The following is a 16,584-nucleotide window of genomic DNA, read 5'->3' as shown; positions in this document are numbered from 1 at the left end:
GTCAGCCCTTGGCCCGGGCGGTCAGCCACTCTTCCAGCCGGTCCGAGATCTCGGCGCGCAGCGCCTCGTCCTCGACCTCTTCCAGTGCGTCGGCCAGGAAGCTCAGCACCAGCAGCACCACCGCCCGTTCCCGCGGTACCCCGCGCGAGCGCAGGTAGAACAGTGCGGTTTCGTCCAGCGCGCCGGTGGTCGAGCCGTGGCTGCATTTCACGTCATCGGCGTAGATTTCCAGCTCGGGCTTGGCAAGGTACTGGCTGTTTTCGTCCAGCAGCAGCGCCTGGCTGATCTGGTAGCCGTCGGTCTTCTGCGCGCCGGGGCGGACGAGGATCTTGCCCTGAAAGACGCCGGTGGCGCCGTTCTTGAGCACCTTCTTGAACACCTGCCGGCTTTCGCCGCGCAGCCCGGTGTGGGTGATGAACACGGTGTCGTCCTGATGGACCGCGGCGCCGTCGCCCAGCATCGCGCAGGCGACATGGGCCACCGCATCGTCACCCAGCAGCTCGATCACCGATTCCGTGCGCAGATGCCGCCCGTCCACCGACAGCGCGAAGGACTTGAGCGAGGCGCCCTCGGCCACCCGGCCGAACAGGTGGATGTTGGACACCCGCGGCACCCCGGCGCGATGGGCGGCGACGTGATGCAGCTTGGCGCCGGCGGCCAGATCGGCCTCGATCACGATATTGCCGCGCGCGCCCACCAGCCCGTTTTCCAGCAGGGTCAGGTCGGCGCCCGGTTCCAGCCGCAGCACGTGGTGGATGGTCACGTCCGCCGCCGGGTCGGAACGGCGATAGAGGATCTGCACCGGCTTTGCCGCCTGCCCGGTGACGCGGATCACCGCGCCGTCGGTGGCAATCGCGGTGTTCAACGCCGCAAAGGGGCGGGAAACGGGGGACTGCCCCTGTTTTTCCAGCGCGCCATAGGCATCGCCGACCCAGTGGTCGGCCTGGGCGTCGGCCTGCGACAGGGGCGCGACCTCGACCCCCGCCAGCGACAGATCGTCGGAGGCCGCGGCGTCGAAACGCCCGTCCACGAACACCAGCCGCAGCTTGTCCACGCCGGCAAACAGCGTCGGATCGCCCGTGACCGCATCCAGCGGCACCGGATCGGGGGCGGCGGCGTTGAAGGGCGCCGGGTCGGTATAGCGCCAGTATTCATGGCGCGGGCCGGGCAGGCCCTGCGCGCTCAGCCGGTCCAGCGCATCGGTGCGGGCGGCGTCAGTGGCACGGGCGCGCGGGCGCGGCGTGGCGGCCAGCCGCGCCTGCAGCTGCTGGGCGGCGGGGCTGGGGCGCGGCGCGCCCTCGACGGCGGGGGTCTGGATCAAGGCCGCTTCAGGCATCTGCGACCTCGGCCAGGATGTCGGCATAACCGTTCTGCTCGACCTCGAGCGCCAGTTCCGGCCCGCCGGATTTCACGATCCGCCCGTCGAACATGATATGCACCACGTCGGGGACGATATGGTCCAGCAGCCGCTGGTAATGCGTGATCACAAGGAAGCTGCGGTCCGGCGCGCGCAGCGCGTTCACCCCCTGCGCGACCAGCCGCATCGCATCGACGTCAAGACCCGAGTCGGTCTCGTCCAGGATGCACATCCGCGGCTCGAGCATCGCCATCTGCAGGATTTCGTTGCGCTTTTTCTCGCCGCCCGAGAAACCGACGTTGACCGGGCGCTTGAGCATCTCGGCGTCGATGTCCAGCGCCTTGGCGCGTTCGCGCACCAGCTTCAGAAACTCGCCGGCCGACAGCTCTTCTTCGCCGCGGGCCTTGCGCTGCGCGTTCACGGCGGTGCGCAGAAAGGTCATGTTGCCGACGCCCGGGATCTCGACCGGGTACTGGAACGCCAGGAACAGCCCGGCGGCGGCGCGCTCTTCGGGCTCCATCTCCAGCAGGTCGTGGCCTTCCAGCGTGGCCTGGCCTTCGGTCACCTCATAGCCGTCGCGGCCCGACAGCACATAGGACAGCGTGGATTTCCCCGAGCCGTTCGGCCCCATGATCGCATGGACCTGCCCGGCGGGGACGGTCAGCGTCACGCCCTTGAGGATCTGCTTGCCCTCGTCCTCGAGCGCAACGTGGAGATTGTTGATTTGCAGCATCGTCGTTCCTTTCCTCGGCGCCGGTCCGGGTCCGGCTGGGGGCTGCGGCCCCCGGTGTCACGTCAGGCGGGCGTCATCCCGCGCGGATTCGATCAGGTAATTCGCATTGCTCTTGCTGACCCGCCAGTCCTTGAGCGGGCGATAGCCTGCCGCGGCCTGCCAGTCCAGAAAGCCCGGCAGATTGGCGTCGTCGACCTCGACCAGCATCAGCGGGCGGGCGCGGGCGATGGTGGCCGACAGGCCTTCCAGCACCTCGAGCTCCATCCCCTCGACGTCGATCTTGATCAGATCGGGGCTCTCGCCCGCCAGCAATTCGTCGCCGGGCAGCATCGGGATGCTGCCCTCGGCCGGACGCAGGCGGGTCGCGCCCAGGTTACGGTCGTGGCGCCGCATCCCGTAGCCCTGCCCCGGTGCCGCCCCCAGCGCCACCCCCAGGTGGTCCAGGCAGATCACCCCGGACAACCCGTTCAGCAGCACATTGGCCATCAGCGGCGCCGCCGCCAGCGGGTTCGGCTCGAACACGATGACGCGGGCGGCGCGCATCCGGCGGGCAAAGAACACCGCGTGGTTGCCGATATTGGCGCCGATATCGACCACCACCGCCCCCGGCCCCAGCAGCCCCTTGAGCGCGCGCAGCTCGCGCGCCTCGTAGAAGCCGCCGGCGCGCAGGGCGTCCTGCACCGGGTCGCGGCGGAAGTTCAGCGCAAAGCTCATCCCGCCCCAATGCACCAGGTCCAGCGGCGGGAACGCCACCACGGCGCCCGAGGCCAGCGCAGCCCGTGCCGCCGCCACGTCGAAATACGACGCGTCGGTGGTCTCGGGCCGCGGCAGGGTGACCGGCTCAGACTGCATGGCGGGGCAAGGGCTTTCGCATCAGCCGACGCTGCCTTCCAGGCTGATCGCGACCAGGGCCTGCGCCTCCATCGCGAACTCCATCGGCAGGGCCTGCAGCACGTCGCGGCAGAAGCCGTTGACGACCAGCGCCACCGCCTCTTCCTCGTCCATGCCGCGGGCGCGGCAATAGAACAGCTGATCCTCGTCCACCTTGCTGGTGGTGGCCTCGTGCTCGACGCGCGAAGAGCTGTTCTTGACCTCGATATAGGGCACGGTATGCGCCCCACAGCGGTCCCCGATCAGCAGGCTGTCGCATTGGGTATAGTTGCGGCTGTCGGTTGCGCGCGGGTGCATCGAAACCAGCCCGCGATAGGTGTTCTGCGCTTGCCCCGCGGAAATCCCTTTGGAAACAATGCGAGAGCGGGTGTTCTTGCCAAGATGGATCATCTTGGTGCCGGTATCGGCCTGCTGGAAGTTGTTGGTGATGGCGATCGAGTAGAACTCGCCCTGGCTTTCCTCGCCCCGCAGGATGCAGGAGGGGTATTTCCAGGTGATGGCGCTGCCGGTTTCCACCTGCGTCCACATCACCTTGGCCCGCGGCTCGCGGCAATCGGCGCGCTTGGTGACAAAGTTGTAGATGCCGCCACGGCCTTCCTCGTCGCCGGGGAACCAGTTCTGCACGGTGGAATATTTCACCTCGGCGTCTTCGAGGATGACGATTTCCACAACCGCCGCGTGCAGCTGGGCGGTGTCACGCTTGGGCGCGGTGCAGCCTTCCAGATAGCTGACGTAGCTGCCCTTGTCGGCGATGATCAGCGTGCGCTCGAACTGGCCGGTGTTTTCGGCGTTGATGCGGAAATAGGTCGACAGCTCCATCGGGCAGCGCACGCCCGGCGGCACATAGACGAAGGACCCGTCCGAGAACACCGCCGAGTTCAGGGTGGCGAAGTAGTTGTCCGACTGCGGCACCACCGAGCCGAGGTATTTCTTGACCAGCTCGGGGTGTTTGCGGATCGCTTCCGAGATCGGGCAGAAGATCACCCCCGCCTTGGCCAGCTCGTCCTGGAAGGTGGTGCCGACGCTGACGGAATCGAACACCGCATCGACCGCGACCTTGCGCACGTCGGCGGGGGCAGCCTCGGCGCCCTCGACCCCGGCCAGGATCTCCTGCTCGCGCAGCGGAATCCCCAGTTTCTCATAGGTGGCCAGCAGCTTCGGATCGACCTCGTCCAGCGATTTCGGCCGCCCCGCCATGCTTTTCGGGCGGGCGTAGTAATACTGGTCCTGAAAGTCGATTTCGGGATAGTTGAGCATCGCCCAGCTGGGCTCGGTCATGGTCTGCCAGCGGCGGAATGCCGCCAGCCGCCACTCGGTCATCCACTCGGGCTCCTCGTTCTTCTGGCTGATCAGCCGAACGATGTCCTCGTTGATGCCCTTGGGGGCGTATTCCATCTCGATCTCGGTGTCCCACCCGTATTTGTAGGAACCCATGCTCGCGACGGTTTCGACCGTCTCGCGGTCAACGCCTTCGCGGACTTCGATCTCGGGCGCGTCCTGAACGGTCATATCTACCTTCCCTGCTTGCCTTGCCAGCGGGCGCGGGCGGCAAGCCACGCGTCGGCAAAGCGGTCCAAATCCTCAAGCGTCGTCGTTCCCCCGAACGAGACGCGCAACGCGCAGCCGGCATCCGGGCCGGCCACGCCCATCGCGCGCAGGACCCCGCTTTCCCGGACCTTGCCGGAAGAACAGGCGGACCCGGCGGAAACGGCAAAGCCGGCCAGGTCCATCTGCATCACCTGCGTCTCGCCCTTCCACCCTGGGGTCAGGATGGACAGCGTCTGCGGCAGGCGCGGGGATTCGCGCCCCGGAAACATAGTAATTCCCTCGGCATTTTCCAGCCTGTCGAGCAGATGATCGCGCATTTCGGCCAGACGCTCGGCCATTCCCCCGGCCAGGTCGCGCTGCGCGGCCCCAGCGGCGGCGGCAAACCCGGCGATGGCGGCCAGGTTTTCGGTGCCGGCGCGGCGGCCGCTTTCCTGCCCGCCGCCGCGCAAAAGCGCCTCGCGGTCCTCTCCGGCCGCCAGCACCAGCGCACCGATGCCGCGGGGGCCGCCCAGCTTGTGGGCGCTGACCATGCCGGCGCGGATCCCCAGCCAGTCGAAGGCAAAGGGGACCTTGCCGAATCCCTGCGTCAGGTCGCTGGCCGCCAGCCCCTGCGGCAGGGTCTGGATCACCCCGGTTTCACTGTTGGCCAGCTGCAGGGTGGCGCTTGCGGGATCGGGGGGGGTGACCTGCCCGTCCGGGCCGGTCGCCAGCGTCTCGTCGCACCACGCTCGCACGCAGTCATGCTCGATCCCCGTGCAGGCAAGCCCGCGCCCGGACAGCGCCAGCGCCGCCGCTTCGGTCGCGCCCGAGGTGAACACGATATCGGCCTGCGCCGCCCCCAGCGCCTCCGCCAGCTGCTCGCGCGAGCGTTCCAGCAGCATCTTGGCCGCCCGCCCCTCGGCATGGACGCTTGACGGGTTGCCGATGATGTCCAGCGCATCGGCCATCGCAGCCCGCGCCTCGGGGCGCAGCGGCGCGGTGGCGTTCCAGTCCAGATAGACCCGGTTCATTCGGCAGCCTCGGCCAGCCGTGCGGCGATACGCTCGGCCAGGCGGCGCGCGACCTCGGCCTTGGGCAGCCGGGGCCAGTGCTCGACATTCTCCGCGGTCACCAGGATCGCGGTGTTGTCGGTGCCGCCCATGACGCCCGAGCCGGGGCTGACGTCGTTCGCGACGATCCAGTCGCAGCCCTTGCGCTGGCGCTTGGCGACCGCATTGGCAACCACATTGTCGGTTTCCGCGGCAAAGCCGATCACCAGCGAGGGCCGCTGTTCCGCGCGGCTGACCCAGGCAAGAATGTCAGGGTTTTCAACCATTTCCAGCGACGGCGGCCGGCCGCTGCCGTCCTTCTTCATCTTCTGCCCCGAGGCATTGACCACCCGCCAGTCCGCCACCGCCGCCGCCATCACCGCCGCATCGGCGGGCAAGGCCGCCTCGACCGCCGCGCGCATCTCGGCCGCGGTCTCGACCCGCAGCACCTGCACCCCGGGGGGCGGCGGCACCGCGGCCGGACCGGTCACGAAACTGACCTGCGCCCCCAGATCGCGCAGCGCCGCCGCGATCGCCGCTCCCTGCGCCCCGGAGGAGCGGTTGGCGATATAGCGCACCGGGTCGATCGGCTCATGCGTGGGCCCCGAGGTCACGACGACATGCCGCCCGCGCAGCGGCCCGTCGGGCGGCGCAATGGCAGGCGGGGCCGCGTCTTCCGGCGCTAGCCGCAGGCGGTCGCTGGTCAGCCGCAGCGGCGGCTCGACCCCGCCGCCCAGCGCCGCAAGGATCGCATCGAGGATCGCCTGCGGCTCGGCCATGCGCCCCTCGCCCCATTCGCCGCAGGCCATGTCGCCTTCATCCGGACCGACGAAAAGGACGCCATCTCCCTGCAGCAGTTGGCGGTTGCGACGGGTGGCGGCATGTTCCCACATGCGCACGTTCATCGCCGGCGCGATCAGCACCGGCTTGTCGGTGGCCAGCAGCAGCGTCGAGGCCAGGTCCCCGGCCAGCCCCGCGGCCATCTTGGCCATCAGATCCGCCGTGGCGGGCGCCACCACCACCAGATCGGCCGAGCGCGACAGCTGGATATGGCCCATCTCGGCCTCGCGGGTCAGGTCCCATAGCGCGGAATGGCACAGCTCGCCCGACAGCGCCGAAAGCGTCAGCGGGGTGACGAATTGCGCGCCGCCCTCGGTCAGCACCGTGGTGACCCCGATCCCGGCCTTGCGCAGCAGCCGCACCAGTTCGGGCAGCTTGAAGGCGGCGATCCCGCCCCCCACGATCAGCAGAACGCGCTTTCCCTGCATCCCGGTCATCCCCTGCTCCTGCGGCCGCCGCGACCAGTCCTAGAAGACTGGCGCCCGCGGGGCAAGAAAGGCCGGGGACGGGCATCCATGAAACGGCATGGGCTTCTTTCTGGCCCAAATACCCATGCAGCGCTGACGCCGGACCCCGGCGCCGGACCGGGGCGCTGCAATCGGGCCGCTGCCGCGGCTTTCCTCGCAAAAACCAGTCCACCGGACCATCCGGCGGGGAAACAGCCTTGTGGGCGGTTTTCTGATCCGCCTCCTATTCCGGGTGCCCGGAAGCCCGGGGATATTTGGGGCAAGATGAGAACCGCCCCGATCTCACCGTCAGGATGCGGCCGCAAAGGGCAGGCGATAGCCGATCGCCTCGGCCAGATGCGGGGCGCGCACGCGGTCCGAGTGGTCCAGGTCGGCGATGGTGCGGGCGGTGCGCAGGATGCGGTGATAACCGCGGGCGCTGAGGCCCAGCCGCTCGGCGGCGCGATGGATCAGCGCGCGGCCCTCGCTGTCGGGTTCGGCAATCTCCTCGAGCACGGGACCCGAGGCATCCGCATTGACCCGCAGCCCGAGGCTGTCGCCGAATCGCCGCGCCTGCACCGCCCGCGCCGCCTGCACCCGGGCGGCGATGGCGGCAGTGCTCTCGCCGCCCTGGCGCTGGTCGAGATCGGAGATGGCGACCGGCGGCACCTCGATCCGCAGGTCGAAACGGTCCATCAGCGGGCCGGAGAGCTTGCCCAGGTAATCCGCCCCGCATTGCGGCGCACGGGCGCAGGCGCGGGCGGCATCGGCCAGATGGCCGCAGCGGCAGGGGTTGGCCGCAGCGACCAGCAGGAACCGGCAGGGATAGCGCACATGCGCATTGGCGCGCGCCACCACCACCTCGCCGGTCTCCAGCGGCTGGCGCAGGGTCTCGAGCACTTGGCGGGAAAATTCCGGCAGCTCGTCCAGGAACAGCACGCCGTTATGGGCCAGGCTGATCTCGCCCGGCCGCGCCCCGCGCCCGCCGCCGACGATCGCCGGCATCGAGGCGGTGTGGTGGGGGTCGCGATAGGGCGGCTCGCGCGAGATGCCGCCATCGGTCAGCAGCCCGGCCAGCGACTGGATCATCGAGGTCTCCAGCGCCTCGGCCGGGGAAAGCTCGGGCATCAGCCCCGGCAGTCGCGCAGCCAGCATCGACTTGCCCGAACCGGGGGGGCCGACCATCAGCAGGTGGTGACGCCCGGCGGCGGCGATTTCCAGCGCCCGCCGCGCCCGTTCCTGGCCGCGCACGTCGGCCATGTCGGCGCGACGCTGCGGCCGCGCCACCTGCCCGGGCGCCGAGGGCGCGACCGGGGCGCGGCCGGTCAGATGATCGACCACCTGCTTCAGCACCGCCGGCGCCACCACCGGCACCGCCCCCACCCAGGCGGCCTCGGCCCCGCAACCCGGCGGGCAGATCAGGCTGCGCTGATCCTCGGCCGCGGCGACGGCGGCGGGCAAGGCGCCGGCGACCGACACCAGCCGCCCGTCCAGCGACAGCTCGCCCAGCGAGACCACGTTCGCAAGTTCCTCTGCCGGCACCACCTCGAGCACCGCCAGCACCGCCAGCGCAATGGGCAGGTCGAAATGCGAGCCCTCCTTGGGCAGGTCGGCAGGCGACAGATTCACCGTCACCCGTTTGGAGGGCATCGCCACCGACATGGCGCCAAAGGCGGCGCGGATCCGTTCGCGCGCCTCGCTGACCGCCTTGTCGGGCAGACCGACGATGGAAAACGACGGGATTCCGGCCGAGACCGCCGCCTGCACCTCGACCAACCGCGCCTCGATCCCGTCAAAGGCGACGGTAAAGGCAATCGCGACCATCCTGCCCTCCGCTGCCCCGTTTCCACGGGTCTAGCAGCGGGAGTTTAAGGAAAGGTTAACGGGCTCGCGGCGTCAACAAAGGCCTAGCCGTCAATCGACCTTGGGAGCTTCGATCAGCAAGGCACGGAAATCATTGACATTGGTCAGCGTCGGCCCGGTCACGATCTGCGCGCCGATCCGCGCAAAGAATCCGTGGGCGTCGTTGCTCTCCAGCGCCGCTGTCGCGTCCGCGCCGCAGGCCCGCGCGCGGTCGAGCGTATCCGGACCGATCAGCGCCCCCGCCACCTCGGCCGCACCGTCGATGCCGTCGGTATCGCAGGCGATGGCGTGGATGCCCGCAGCCCCGTTCAGCGCCAGCGCCAGCGCCAGCGCATATTCCGCATTCGGCCCGCCGCAGCCGTCGCCACGCCGGGTCACGGTCAGCTCGCCGCCCGACAGAATCACCCGCGGCCCGGTTGCGTCCAGCGCCAGCCCCGCATGTGCCGCAGCGACCTCTCGCGCCTCGCCCTCGATGGAATCGCCCAGGATATCCACGGGGTAACCATGGTCGGCAGCCAACTCGGCCGCCGCCGCCAATGAGCGTGACGGCGCCGCGTAAACCACATTCTCGACCCGCGACAGCACCGGATCCTCGGGCGCGCGCACCCCGGTGCCACGCGCCAGAACCTCCGCCGCCGAGGCCGGGACCGGCACCCCCCAGCGGTCCAGAATCGCCCGCGCATCCGCCGCGGTCGAGCGGTCCCCCACCGTGGGACCCGAACCGATCAGCGCCGGATCGTCGCCCGGCACATCGGAAATCATCAGCGCCAGCACCCGCGCCGGCCAGGCAGCAGCGGCCAGCTGCCCGCCCTTGACCCGGCTCAGATGCTTGCGGACGATATTCATCTGCCCGATCGGCGCGCCGCTGGCCAGAAGCGCGCGGCTGAGCGCCTGTTTTTCGGCCAAGGTGATGTCACCGGCCGGCGCGCAGAGCAGGGCCGAGGCCCCACCCGAGATCAGCGCCAGCACGAAATCTCCCTCGCCCAAGCCTTCCAGCAGCGTCAACATCCGCAGCGTGGCCTCAACCCCGGCCTGGTCGGGGACCGGATGCGCGGCCTCGACGATCTCGATGCCGCAGGTCGGGCGGGCGTGGCCGTAGCGGGTGATCACCAGCCCCTCGCACGGGCCCCAGGCGGCCTCGACCGCCTCGGCCATGCGTGCGCTCGCCTTGCCGGCGCCGACCACCACCACCCGGCCGACGGTTGGCCGCGGGGGCAGGAAGCCGGCCAGGCTTTCCATCGGATCGGCCACCGCGACGGCCCGGTCGAACAGGGCGCGAAGGAGTTTCTCGGGCGTCATCTGCGGCTCCCTCGGGCTGGGTCTAGCGGGCAGCAGCGCCCGCGGCGCGTCGGCGCTCGATCGCCTCCCAGATCAGGGCGGCGGCATTGATGCCGTCGAATCGCTCGAGCTCCTGGATCCCGGTGGGGGAGGTGACGTTGATCTCGGTCAGCCAGCCGTCGATCACGTCGATGCCGACGAAGATCAGCCCCTTTTCGCGCAGCACCGGCCCGATGGTGGCGCAGATTTCCCGCTCGCGCTCGGTCAGCCCGACTTTTTCGGGCCGGCCGCCGACATGCATGTTCGAGCGCGCCTCGCCCTGCGCGGGGATGCGGTTGATCGCGCCCACAGCCTCGCCGTCGACCAGAATGATGCGCTTGTCGCCCTTGACCACTGCGGGCAGGTATTTCTGCACGATCACCGGCTCGCGGGTAATGCCGCCGAACAGTTCGAGCAGGGACGACAGATTCGCATCGGCCTGCGGCAGGTGGAACACCCCGGCGCCGCCATTGCCGTAAAGCGGCTTGATGATGATCTCGTCGTGGCGGGCGCGGAAGGCGCGGATCGATTCGACGTCGCGGGCGATCATCGTCGGCGGGGTCAGCTGCGGGAAATCCAGCACGAACAGCTTTTCCGGCAGGTTGCGGACCCAGAACGGGTCGTTGACCACCAGCACGTCCGGATGAACCCGGTCCAGCAGATGGGTAGTGGTGACATAGCTCATGTCGAAGGGCGGGTCCTGGCGCAGCCAGATCACGTCGAACCCGGACAGATCGGCAATGCGCCACTCGCCGAAGCTGACGTGATTGCCCTGCTCACGCCGCAGCGTCACGTCGCGGCCCCGCGCCAACAGCCGGCCTTCGTCGAAGATCAGCCCGTCCGGAGTGTACTGGAACAGCCGATGCCCCCGCGCCTCTGCCTCCAGCCCGATGCGAAAGGTCGAATCGGCGTCGATCGACACATGTTCGATCGGATCCATCTGAAGGGCGACCCTGAGGGACATATGGCGACTCCGGCCTTCATGTTGCGCTGGAACAGGTTCTGACCCGACGGACAGGGCGATGCAAGCGCAGGACGGGTCGCATCAGTTGGCGCCGAAGGCATTCTCGATGATATCCACCCGGCCGCAGCCATCCACCAGCGCGGCGTCGAAGCGCATCTCGGTCAGCGAGCCGGTGGGGAAACGCTCGGTATAAAGCAGGGCCGCCATGCAGATGCGGTCCATCTGGCGCCGCGACAGCCGCTGCGCTGCCAGATCATGGGTATCGGATTTCTTGACCTCGACGAAGACGATGGCATCGCCGTCGCGCAGGATCAGGTCAACCTCTCCGGCGGCGCTGCGCCAGCGCCGTTCCAGAATCTCGCAGCCGCGTTCGGCATAAAGCTCGGCCACGCGGGCCTCGGCGGCCTGGCCCGAGGCGTAAGCCGAAATCCCGCGGGCCACCCTTGCGTGGCTGGCCGTGCCGCCGTGCCGGGTTTCAAGCCAGGGCATGATCATCTGCATCCGTTCCATCCTCCTGCATGGCCAGGGCCATGCGATAAACCTCTTTGCGCGGGCGCCCGGTCTGCTCAGCCACCTCGGCCACCGCGTCGCGCATGGTCATCCGGCCGAGCCGGGTCCGCAGCGCCTCTTGCACCGCCGCATCATCGGCAAGCGCCACCGCCGGCGGCCCCAGCACCACCACCACCTCTCCGCGAAGGCCCTCGGCGGGGATCCGCTCAGCCAGGACCCGGGCCGGCCCGCGCATCACCTCTTCGAATTTCTTGGTCAGTTCCCTGCAGATCGAGATATCACGTTCCCCATCTGTTTCGCACAAATCTTTCAACAATTCCTTAACGCGCCTCGGACTTTCGAAAATGACCGCAGTCGCGTCGATTCCCGCCAGTTCCGACAGCCAGCGGCGGCGGGCGCTGCGCTGCGAGGGCGCGAATCCCGCGAACAGGAAGCGGTCGGTCGGCTGCCCCGCCACCGCCAGCGCCGCCAGCAGTGCCGAGGCGCCGGGCACGGCGTGGACCCTGCCGCCTGCCGCCGCGATGTCCCGCGCCAGCCGGAACCCGGGGTCGGCGACCAGCGGCGTGCCGGCGTCCGAGCAATAGGCCACCGACTGCCCCGCCGAAATCGCCGCCAGGATCGCGGGGCGCGCACGCTCGGCATTGTGGTCGTGATAGGACAGGATCTGCCGTCCCCGCAGCGGGATCCCGTGGATCGCCATCAGGTGGCGCAGGGTGCGGGTATCCTCGGCCGCCAGCAGCTCAGCCGCGTTCAGCACGTCGAGCGCGCGCAGCGTGATGTCGCGCGCCCGCCCGATCGGGGTCGAGACCAGATAGAGCCCCGGGTCCAGCCGCTCGGCCAGCACCGAGGCGGGAATCGCCCGCGCGCCCCCGGCATCAGGCCGGTCTCCGGGATGTTGCTGGTCCTGCATTCTCGACCCTCTGCTCTGCCGCCGCGTTCCCGGCCGCGTGGCGCGTCAGGTTGCCACGCCGGGCGGTCTGTGACTACCCTTGCCCGACCCGGCACACCACCACAACGAGGGAATCAACCCCATGGTCTCAATCGCCCAGCGCCCCCGGGGCGCCGACCGGAGCCAGCTGTCCCGGACCCTGGCCCCGCACAGGTTGCGCCGCCCCCTGCTGCGGGTCGCAGCCCTGTTTTCCGCCATGGCGCTGGCCGCCTGCGAACCCTCCGGGCTGTCCGTCGGCGGCCCGCAGACCGGCCCCATCATCGACCCCACCCAGCCGCTGCAGGTGGCGCTGCTGGTGCCCGGCGGCTCGGGCGACCCGAATTACGACTACATGGCCCGCTCGATGAGCAATGCCGCCCGCATGGCCGTCGCCGACGCGCAGGGCGCGCGCATCGACCTGCGCATCTATGACAGCGGCGACGACGCGGCGCTGGCGGTGCAGCGCGCCAACCAGGCGGTGGCCGAGGGCGCCAAGATCATCGTCGGGCCGCTGCACGCGGAATCGGCCAATGCCGTCGGCACCGCCGTGGCCGGGCGGGTGAACGTGCTGTCATTCTCCAACAACGCCGATATCGCGGGGGGCAATCTCTTCGTGCTGGGCAACACCTTCGGCAACACCGCCGACCGGCTGGTGTCCTACGGGGTCTCGCAGGGGCTGAGCCGCTTCCTGCTGGTCCATGAAAACGACGTCGCCGGCCAGATCGGCGGCGCCGCGATCGAAACCGCCATCGCCCGCAACCGCGCCACGCTGGTCGGCAAGTCCGCCCATGGCCCCACGCGCCCGGAAATGGACGCCATCGCCCCCACCGTGGCCCGCGCCGCCGCCGCCAACCAGGCGCAGGCGATCTTCCTGACCGGCAACAACCAGGCGGTGCTGCCCGAAATTGCCGCCGCGCTGGCCGAGGCGGGGCTGAGCAGCCGCTCGATCCAGCTGATGGGGCTGACCCGCTGGGACGTGCCCGCCAGCCGCGCCGCGCTGCCGCAGCTGCAGAACGGCTGGTTCGCCATCCCCGACCTGGGGCGGATGGCGCAGTTCAACAGCCGCTACCGCGCCGCCTATGGCGAGACCCCGCATGAGTTCGCGACGCTGGCCTATGACGCGGTGTCGGCGCTGGCCGCGCAGCTGCGGGCGGGCAGGCGTAACGCCGTCACCACCGCCGGGCTGACCCAGGGCGCCGGGTTCGCCGGCATCCAGGGCACGTTCCGGCTGATGCCCGACGGCAGCAACCAGCGGCAGCTGTCGGTGGCGACGCTGCGCGGCGGGCAGCTGGTGGTGCTGGACCCGGCCCGGGGCAGCTTCCGCGGCGCCGGGTTCTGACCTTGCCGCGACGACCAGGCCGGAACGGGGCGGAGGGGACAGACGGCCCCGCCGCCCCCGCCCCGATCCAGAGCGCCCCGGCCCTGCCCGGGGCGCATCCGTTGTTCGACCCCGACCGCGCCATCGCCGCGCTGGACGCGGGGTTGGCCGGGCTGTCCGACCCGCGCGACATCCGCGCCCGCAGCGTCGCGATCCTGTCCACCCTGCGCGCCGAGGCGATGGAGGATATCACCGCCGGGCTCGCCTCGCACCCGCGCAAGGGGCGTGAGACCGTGCGCGCCATCGCCGAGCTGACCGACGCCACCATCCGCGCCATCCATTACGTCGCCACCACCCGCCTGCACCCCAACCTTGCCCCGACCGAGGGCGAGCGCATCGCGGTGATCGCCACCGGCGGCTATGGCCGCGGCGAGATGGCGCCCCATTCCGACATCGACCTGCTGTTCCTGCTGCCGTGGAAGCCCAGCGGCTGGATCGAAAGCGTCGTGGAATCCATGCTCTACATGCTGTGGGACCTGCGGCTAAAGGTCGGCCACGCCACCCGCAGCCTGGACGACTGCCTGCGGCTGGCGGAACAGGACTTCACCATCCGCACCAGCCTGCTGGAACACCGGCTGGTCTGCGGCGACGCGGTGCTGGCGCAATCGCTGCGCGACCGGCTGTGGCCCGAGCTGTTCGCCCGCACCATCCCCGAGTTCATCGAGGCCAAGCTGACTGAGCGGGCCGAGCGCCACCGCCGCCAGGGCGGCCGCCGCTATGTGCTGGAACCCAACGTGAAAGAGGGCAAGGGCGGGCTGCGCGACCTGCAGACCCTCTACTGGATCGCCAAATACATCCATCAGGTCGACCGCGCCATCGAGCTGGTCGACCTCGGCCATTTCACCCGCGCCGAACACACCACCTTCTGGGCAGCCGAGGATTTCCTGTGGGCGGTGCGCTGCCACATGCATCTGGTCGCCGGCCGCGCGGTGGAAAAGCTCAGCTTCGATATGCAGCTCGAGGTGGCCGAGCGCATGGGCTACCGCGACGCCGGCGGCCGGCGCGGCGTGGAAATCTTCATGCAGACCTATTTCCGCCACGCCACCAAGGTAGGCGAGCTGACCCGCGTGTTCCTGACCGGGCTGGAACAGCGCCACCTGTATCGGGCCTCGTTCCTGGAACGTCTGCGCCGGCCGCGGGTGGCGGCCGGGCTGCGGGTGGAAACCGGGCGGCTGGCCATCGCCGACCCCAAGCGCTATTTCGCCGACCCGCTGAACATCCTGCGCCTGTTCCAAGAGGCGCTGCGCACCGGCATCCTGATCCACCCCGAGGCGATGCGGCTGGTCACCCAGAACCTGCGCCGCATCGACGATGCCATGCGCAATTCGCCCGAGGCCGGGCGCATCTTCCTGGGGCTGCTGCTCGATCACGGCAACCCGGAACGCGCGCTGCGCCGCATGAACGAGCTGGGAGTGCTGGGCGCCTATATCCCCGAGTTCGAGCGCATCGTCGCGATGATGCAGTTCAACGTCTATCACCACTACACGGTGGACGAGCATCTGATCCAATGCGTGGCCGCGCTGTCGCAGATCGAGCGGGGCGAGCTGGTCGAGAACCTGCCCATCGTGTCCGGCATCATGGCCGAGGGCCGCATCGACCGCACGGTGATCTATCTGGCCACGCTGCTGCACGACATCGGCAAGGGCCGCCCCGAGGATCACTCGATCATCGGCGCCCGTATCGCGCGGCGGGTCTGCCAGCGGCTGGGGCTGGAGCCGGCGCGGGTCGAGCTGGTGGAATGGCTGATCCGCAACCACCTGCTGATGTCGGACGTGGCGCAGAAACGCGACATTTCCGACCCGCGCACGCTGGGCGATTTCGCCAAGGCGGTGCGCTCGCGCCAGCGGCTGGACCTGCTGACCGTGCTGACGGTCTGCGACATCCGCGGGGTCGGCCCCAACACCTGGAACAACTGGAAGGCCGAGCTGCTGCGCAACCTGCACCGGCTGACCGCCGAGGCGCTGGAAAACGGGCTGGAAGAGGTCAACCGCGAACAACAGGCTGACGAGGCGCGCCGCGACCTGACGCTGCTACTGACCGCGCAGGGCTGGGACACGGCCGAGATCGACGCCGAGACCGCCCGCCACGACGACGGCTATTGGCAGGGGTTGCCCGGCGACACCCACCAGGTCTTTGCCCGGCTGTTGCGCGGGATCGGCGCGGGGGAAATCCGCATGGACCTCGACCCCGACCTGCGCCGAGACGCCACCCGCGCGGCCTTTGTAGTCGCCGACCAGCCGGGGCTGTTTTCGCGGCTGGCCGGGGCGCTGGCGCTGGCCGGGGCCAATGTCGTCGACGCGCGCACCTATACCACCCGCGACGGTTATGCGACGGCGGTGTTCTGGGTGCAGGACGCCGAGGGCCGCCCCTATTCCGCCGAACGGATGCCGCAGCTGCGCCGGATGATCGACCGCACGCTGGCCGGCCGCGCGGTGGCGCAGGCGGCGCTGGCCGACCGCGACCGGGTGAAGAAACGCGACCGCGGCTTTCGCTTTCCCACCCATGTCACCTTCGACAACGAGGGCTCGGACATCCACACAATCGTCGAGGTGGACACCCGCGACCGCCCCGGCCTGCTTTACGACCTGACCCGCACCCTGGCCGAGGAACAGGTCCAGATCGTCAGCGCCGTGATCGCCACCTTTGGCGCGCAGGTGGTCGACGCGTTCTACGTCAAGGAGGCCGACGGCGCCAAGCTTCTGTCGCCCGCGCGGCAACAGGCCCTTGAACGCAGGCTGCGCGAGGCGATACGCGAGGGCGCGGAACGAGCGAGGGCCTGAG

Annotated in this window: 13 protein-coding genes; 2 read left to right on the top strand and 11 right to left on the bottom strand. The window is 69.7% G+C overall.

Annotated elements, in window-relative coordinates; translation table 11 throughout:
- Position 1: 1 nt before the first annotated feature.
- The 11 genes from BUB57_RS07395 to rsmI form a co-directional block, all read right to left on the bottom strand.
- Complete coding sequence (locus tag BUB57_RS07395) at positions 2-1,336, bottom strand: SufB/SufD family protein (RefSeq protein ID WP_084732020.1); 1,335 nt, start codon at positions 1,334-1,336, stop codon at positions 2-4.
- A complete protein-coding gene (sufC, locus tag BUB57_RS07390; protein ID WP_073064499.1) occupies positions 1,329-2,090 on the bottom strand; it encodes a Fe-S cluster assembly ATPase SufC in 762 nt (253 codons plus the stop codon). Before sufC ends, BUB57_RS07395 begins: the two co-directional genes overlap by 8 nt.
- 57 nt (positions 2,091-2,147) lie before the next feature.
- The gene (locus BUB57_RS07385; protein WP_073064497.1) at positions 2,148-2,942 is read right to left on the bottom strand and encodes an FkbM family methyltransferase; all 795 of its coding nucleotides are present in this window, start codon (positions 2,940-2,942) and stop codon (positions 2,148-2,150) included.
- Positions 2,943-2,963: 21 nt separating this feature from the next.
- Positions 2,964-4,490, bottom strand: coding sequence for a Fe-S cluster assembly protein SufB (sufB, locus tag BUB57_RS07380; protein WP_073064495.1), 1,527 nt, complete (start codon positions 4,488-4,490; stop codon positions 2,964-2,966).
- 2 nt (positions 4,491-4,492) lie between these two features.
- Complete coding sequence (locus tag BUB57_RS07375) at positions 4,493-5,539, bottom strand: cysteine desulfurase family protein (RefSeq protein WP_073064493.1); 1,047 nt, start codon at positions 5,537-5,539, stop codon at positions 4,493-4,495.
- Positions 5,536-6,825 (bottom strand): bifunctional phosphopantothenoylcysteine decarboxylase/phosphopantothenate synthase, encoded by a 1,290-nt coding sequence (locus BUB57_RS07370; RefSeq protein WP_073064491.1) that lies wholly within the window; start codon positions 6,823-6,825, stop codon positions 5,536-5,538. The genes BUB57_RS07375 and BUB57_RS07370 overlap by 4 nt, the downstream gene beginning before the upstream one ends.
- Positions 6,826-7,152: 327 nt before the next feature.
- Positions 7,153-8,667, bottom strand: a complete 1,515-nt coding sequence (locus tag BUB57_RS07365) for a YifB family Mg chelatase-like AAA ATPase (protein ID WP_073064489.1) — start codon at positions 8,665-8,667, stop codon at positions 7,153-7,155.
- A gap of 90 nt (positions 8,668-8,757) precedes the next feature.
- Positions 8,758-10,005 (bottom strand): glycerate kinase type-2 family protein, encoded by a 1,248-nt coding sequence (locus tag BUB57_RS07360; protein ID WP_073064487.1) that lies wholly within the window; start codon positions 10,003-10,005, stop codon positions 8,758-8,760.
- A 22-nt stretch (positions 10,006-10,027) separates the two neighbouring features.
- The gene (gshB, locus tag BUB57_RS07355; protein ID WP_073064486.1) at positions 10,028-10,987 is read right to left on the bottom strand and encodes a glutathione synthase; all 960 of its coding nucleotides are present in this window, start codon (positions 10,985-10,987) and stop codon (positions 10,028-10,030) included.
- A gap of 81 nt (positions 10,988-11,068) precedes the next feature.
- Positions 11,069-11,488: a YraN family protein gene (locus tag BUB57_RS07350; protein WP_327082959.1), complete on the bottom strand. Its 420-nt coding sequence runs from the start codon at positions 11,486-11,488 to the stop codon at positions 11,069-11,071.
- Complete coding sequence (gene rsmI / locus BUB57_RS07345; RefSeq protein ID WP_084732019.1) at positions 11,463-12,407, bottom strand: 16S rRNA (cytidine(1402)-2'-O)-methyltransferase; 945 nt, start codon at positions 12,405-12,407, stop codon at positions 11,463-11,465. The genes BUB57_RS07350 and rsmI overlap by 26 nt, the downstream gene beginning before the upstream one ends.
- A 121-nt stretch (positions 12,408-12,528) precedes the next feature.
- On the opposite strand from rsmI, the gene BUB57_RS07340 reads away from it, so the two are divergent.
- Positions 12,529-13,764: a penicillin-binding protein activator gene (locus tag BUB57_RS07340; protein ID WP_084732036.1), complete on the top strand. Its 1,236-nt coding sequence runs from the start codon at positions 12,529-12,531 to the stop codon at positions 13,762-13,764.
- A 101-nt stretch (positions 13,765-13,865) separates the two neighbouring features.
- Complete coding sequence (locus tag BUB57_RS07335) at positions 13,866-16,583, top strand: [protein-PII] uridylyltransferase (RefSeq protein ID WP_234952009.1); 2,718 nt, start codon at positions 13,866-13,868, stop codon at positions 16,581-16,583.
- The last annotated feature ends 1 nt before the right edge of the window (position 16,584 follow it).

Origin of the sequence: Paracoccus solventivorans, from assembly GCF_900142875.1 — a bacterium.
GTDB lineage: Bacteria > Pseudomonadota > Alphaproteobacteria > Rhodobacterales > Rhodobacteraceae > Paracoccus > Paracoccus solventivorans.
Note: the sequence above shows the minus strand (reverse complement) of the source record. Positions and strands in the feature narration are given on the sequence as shown.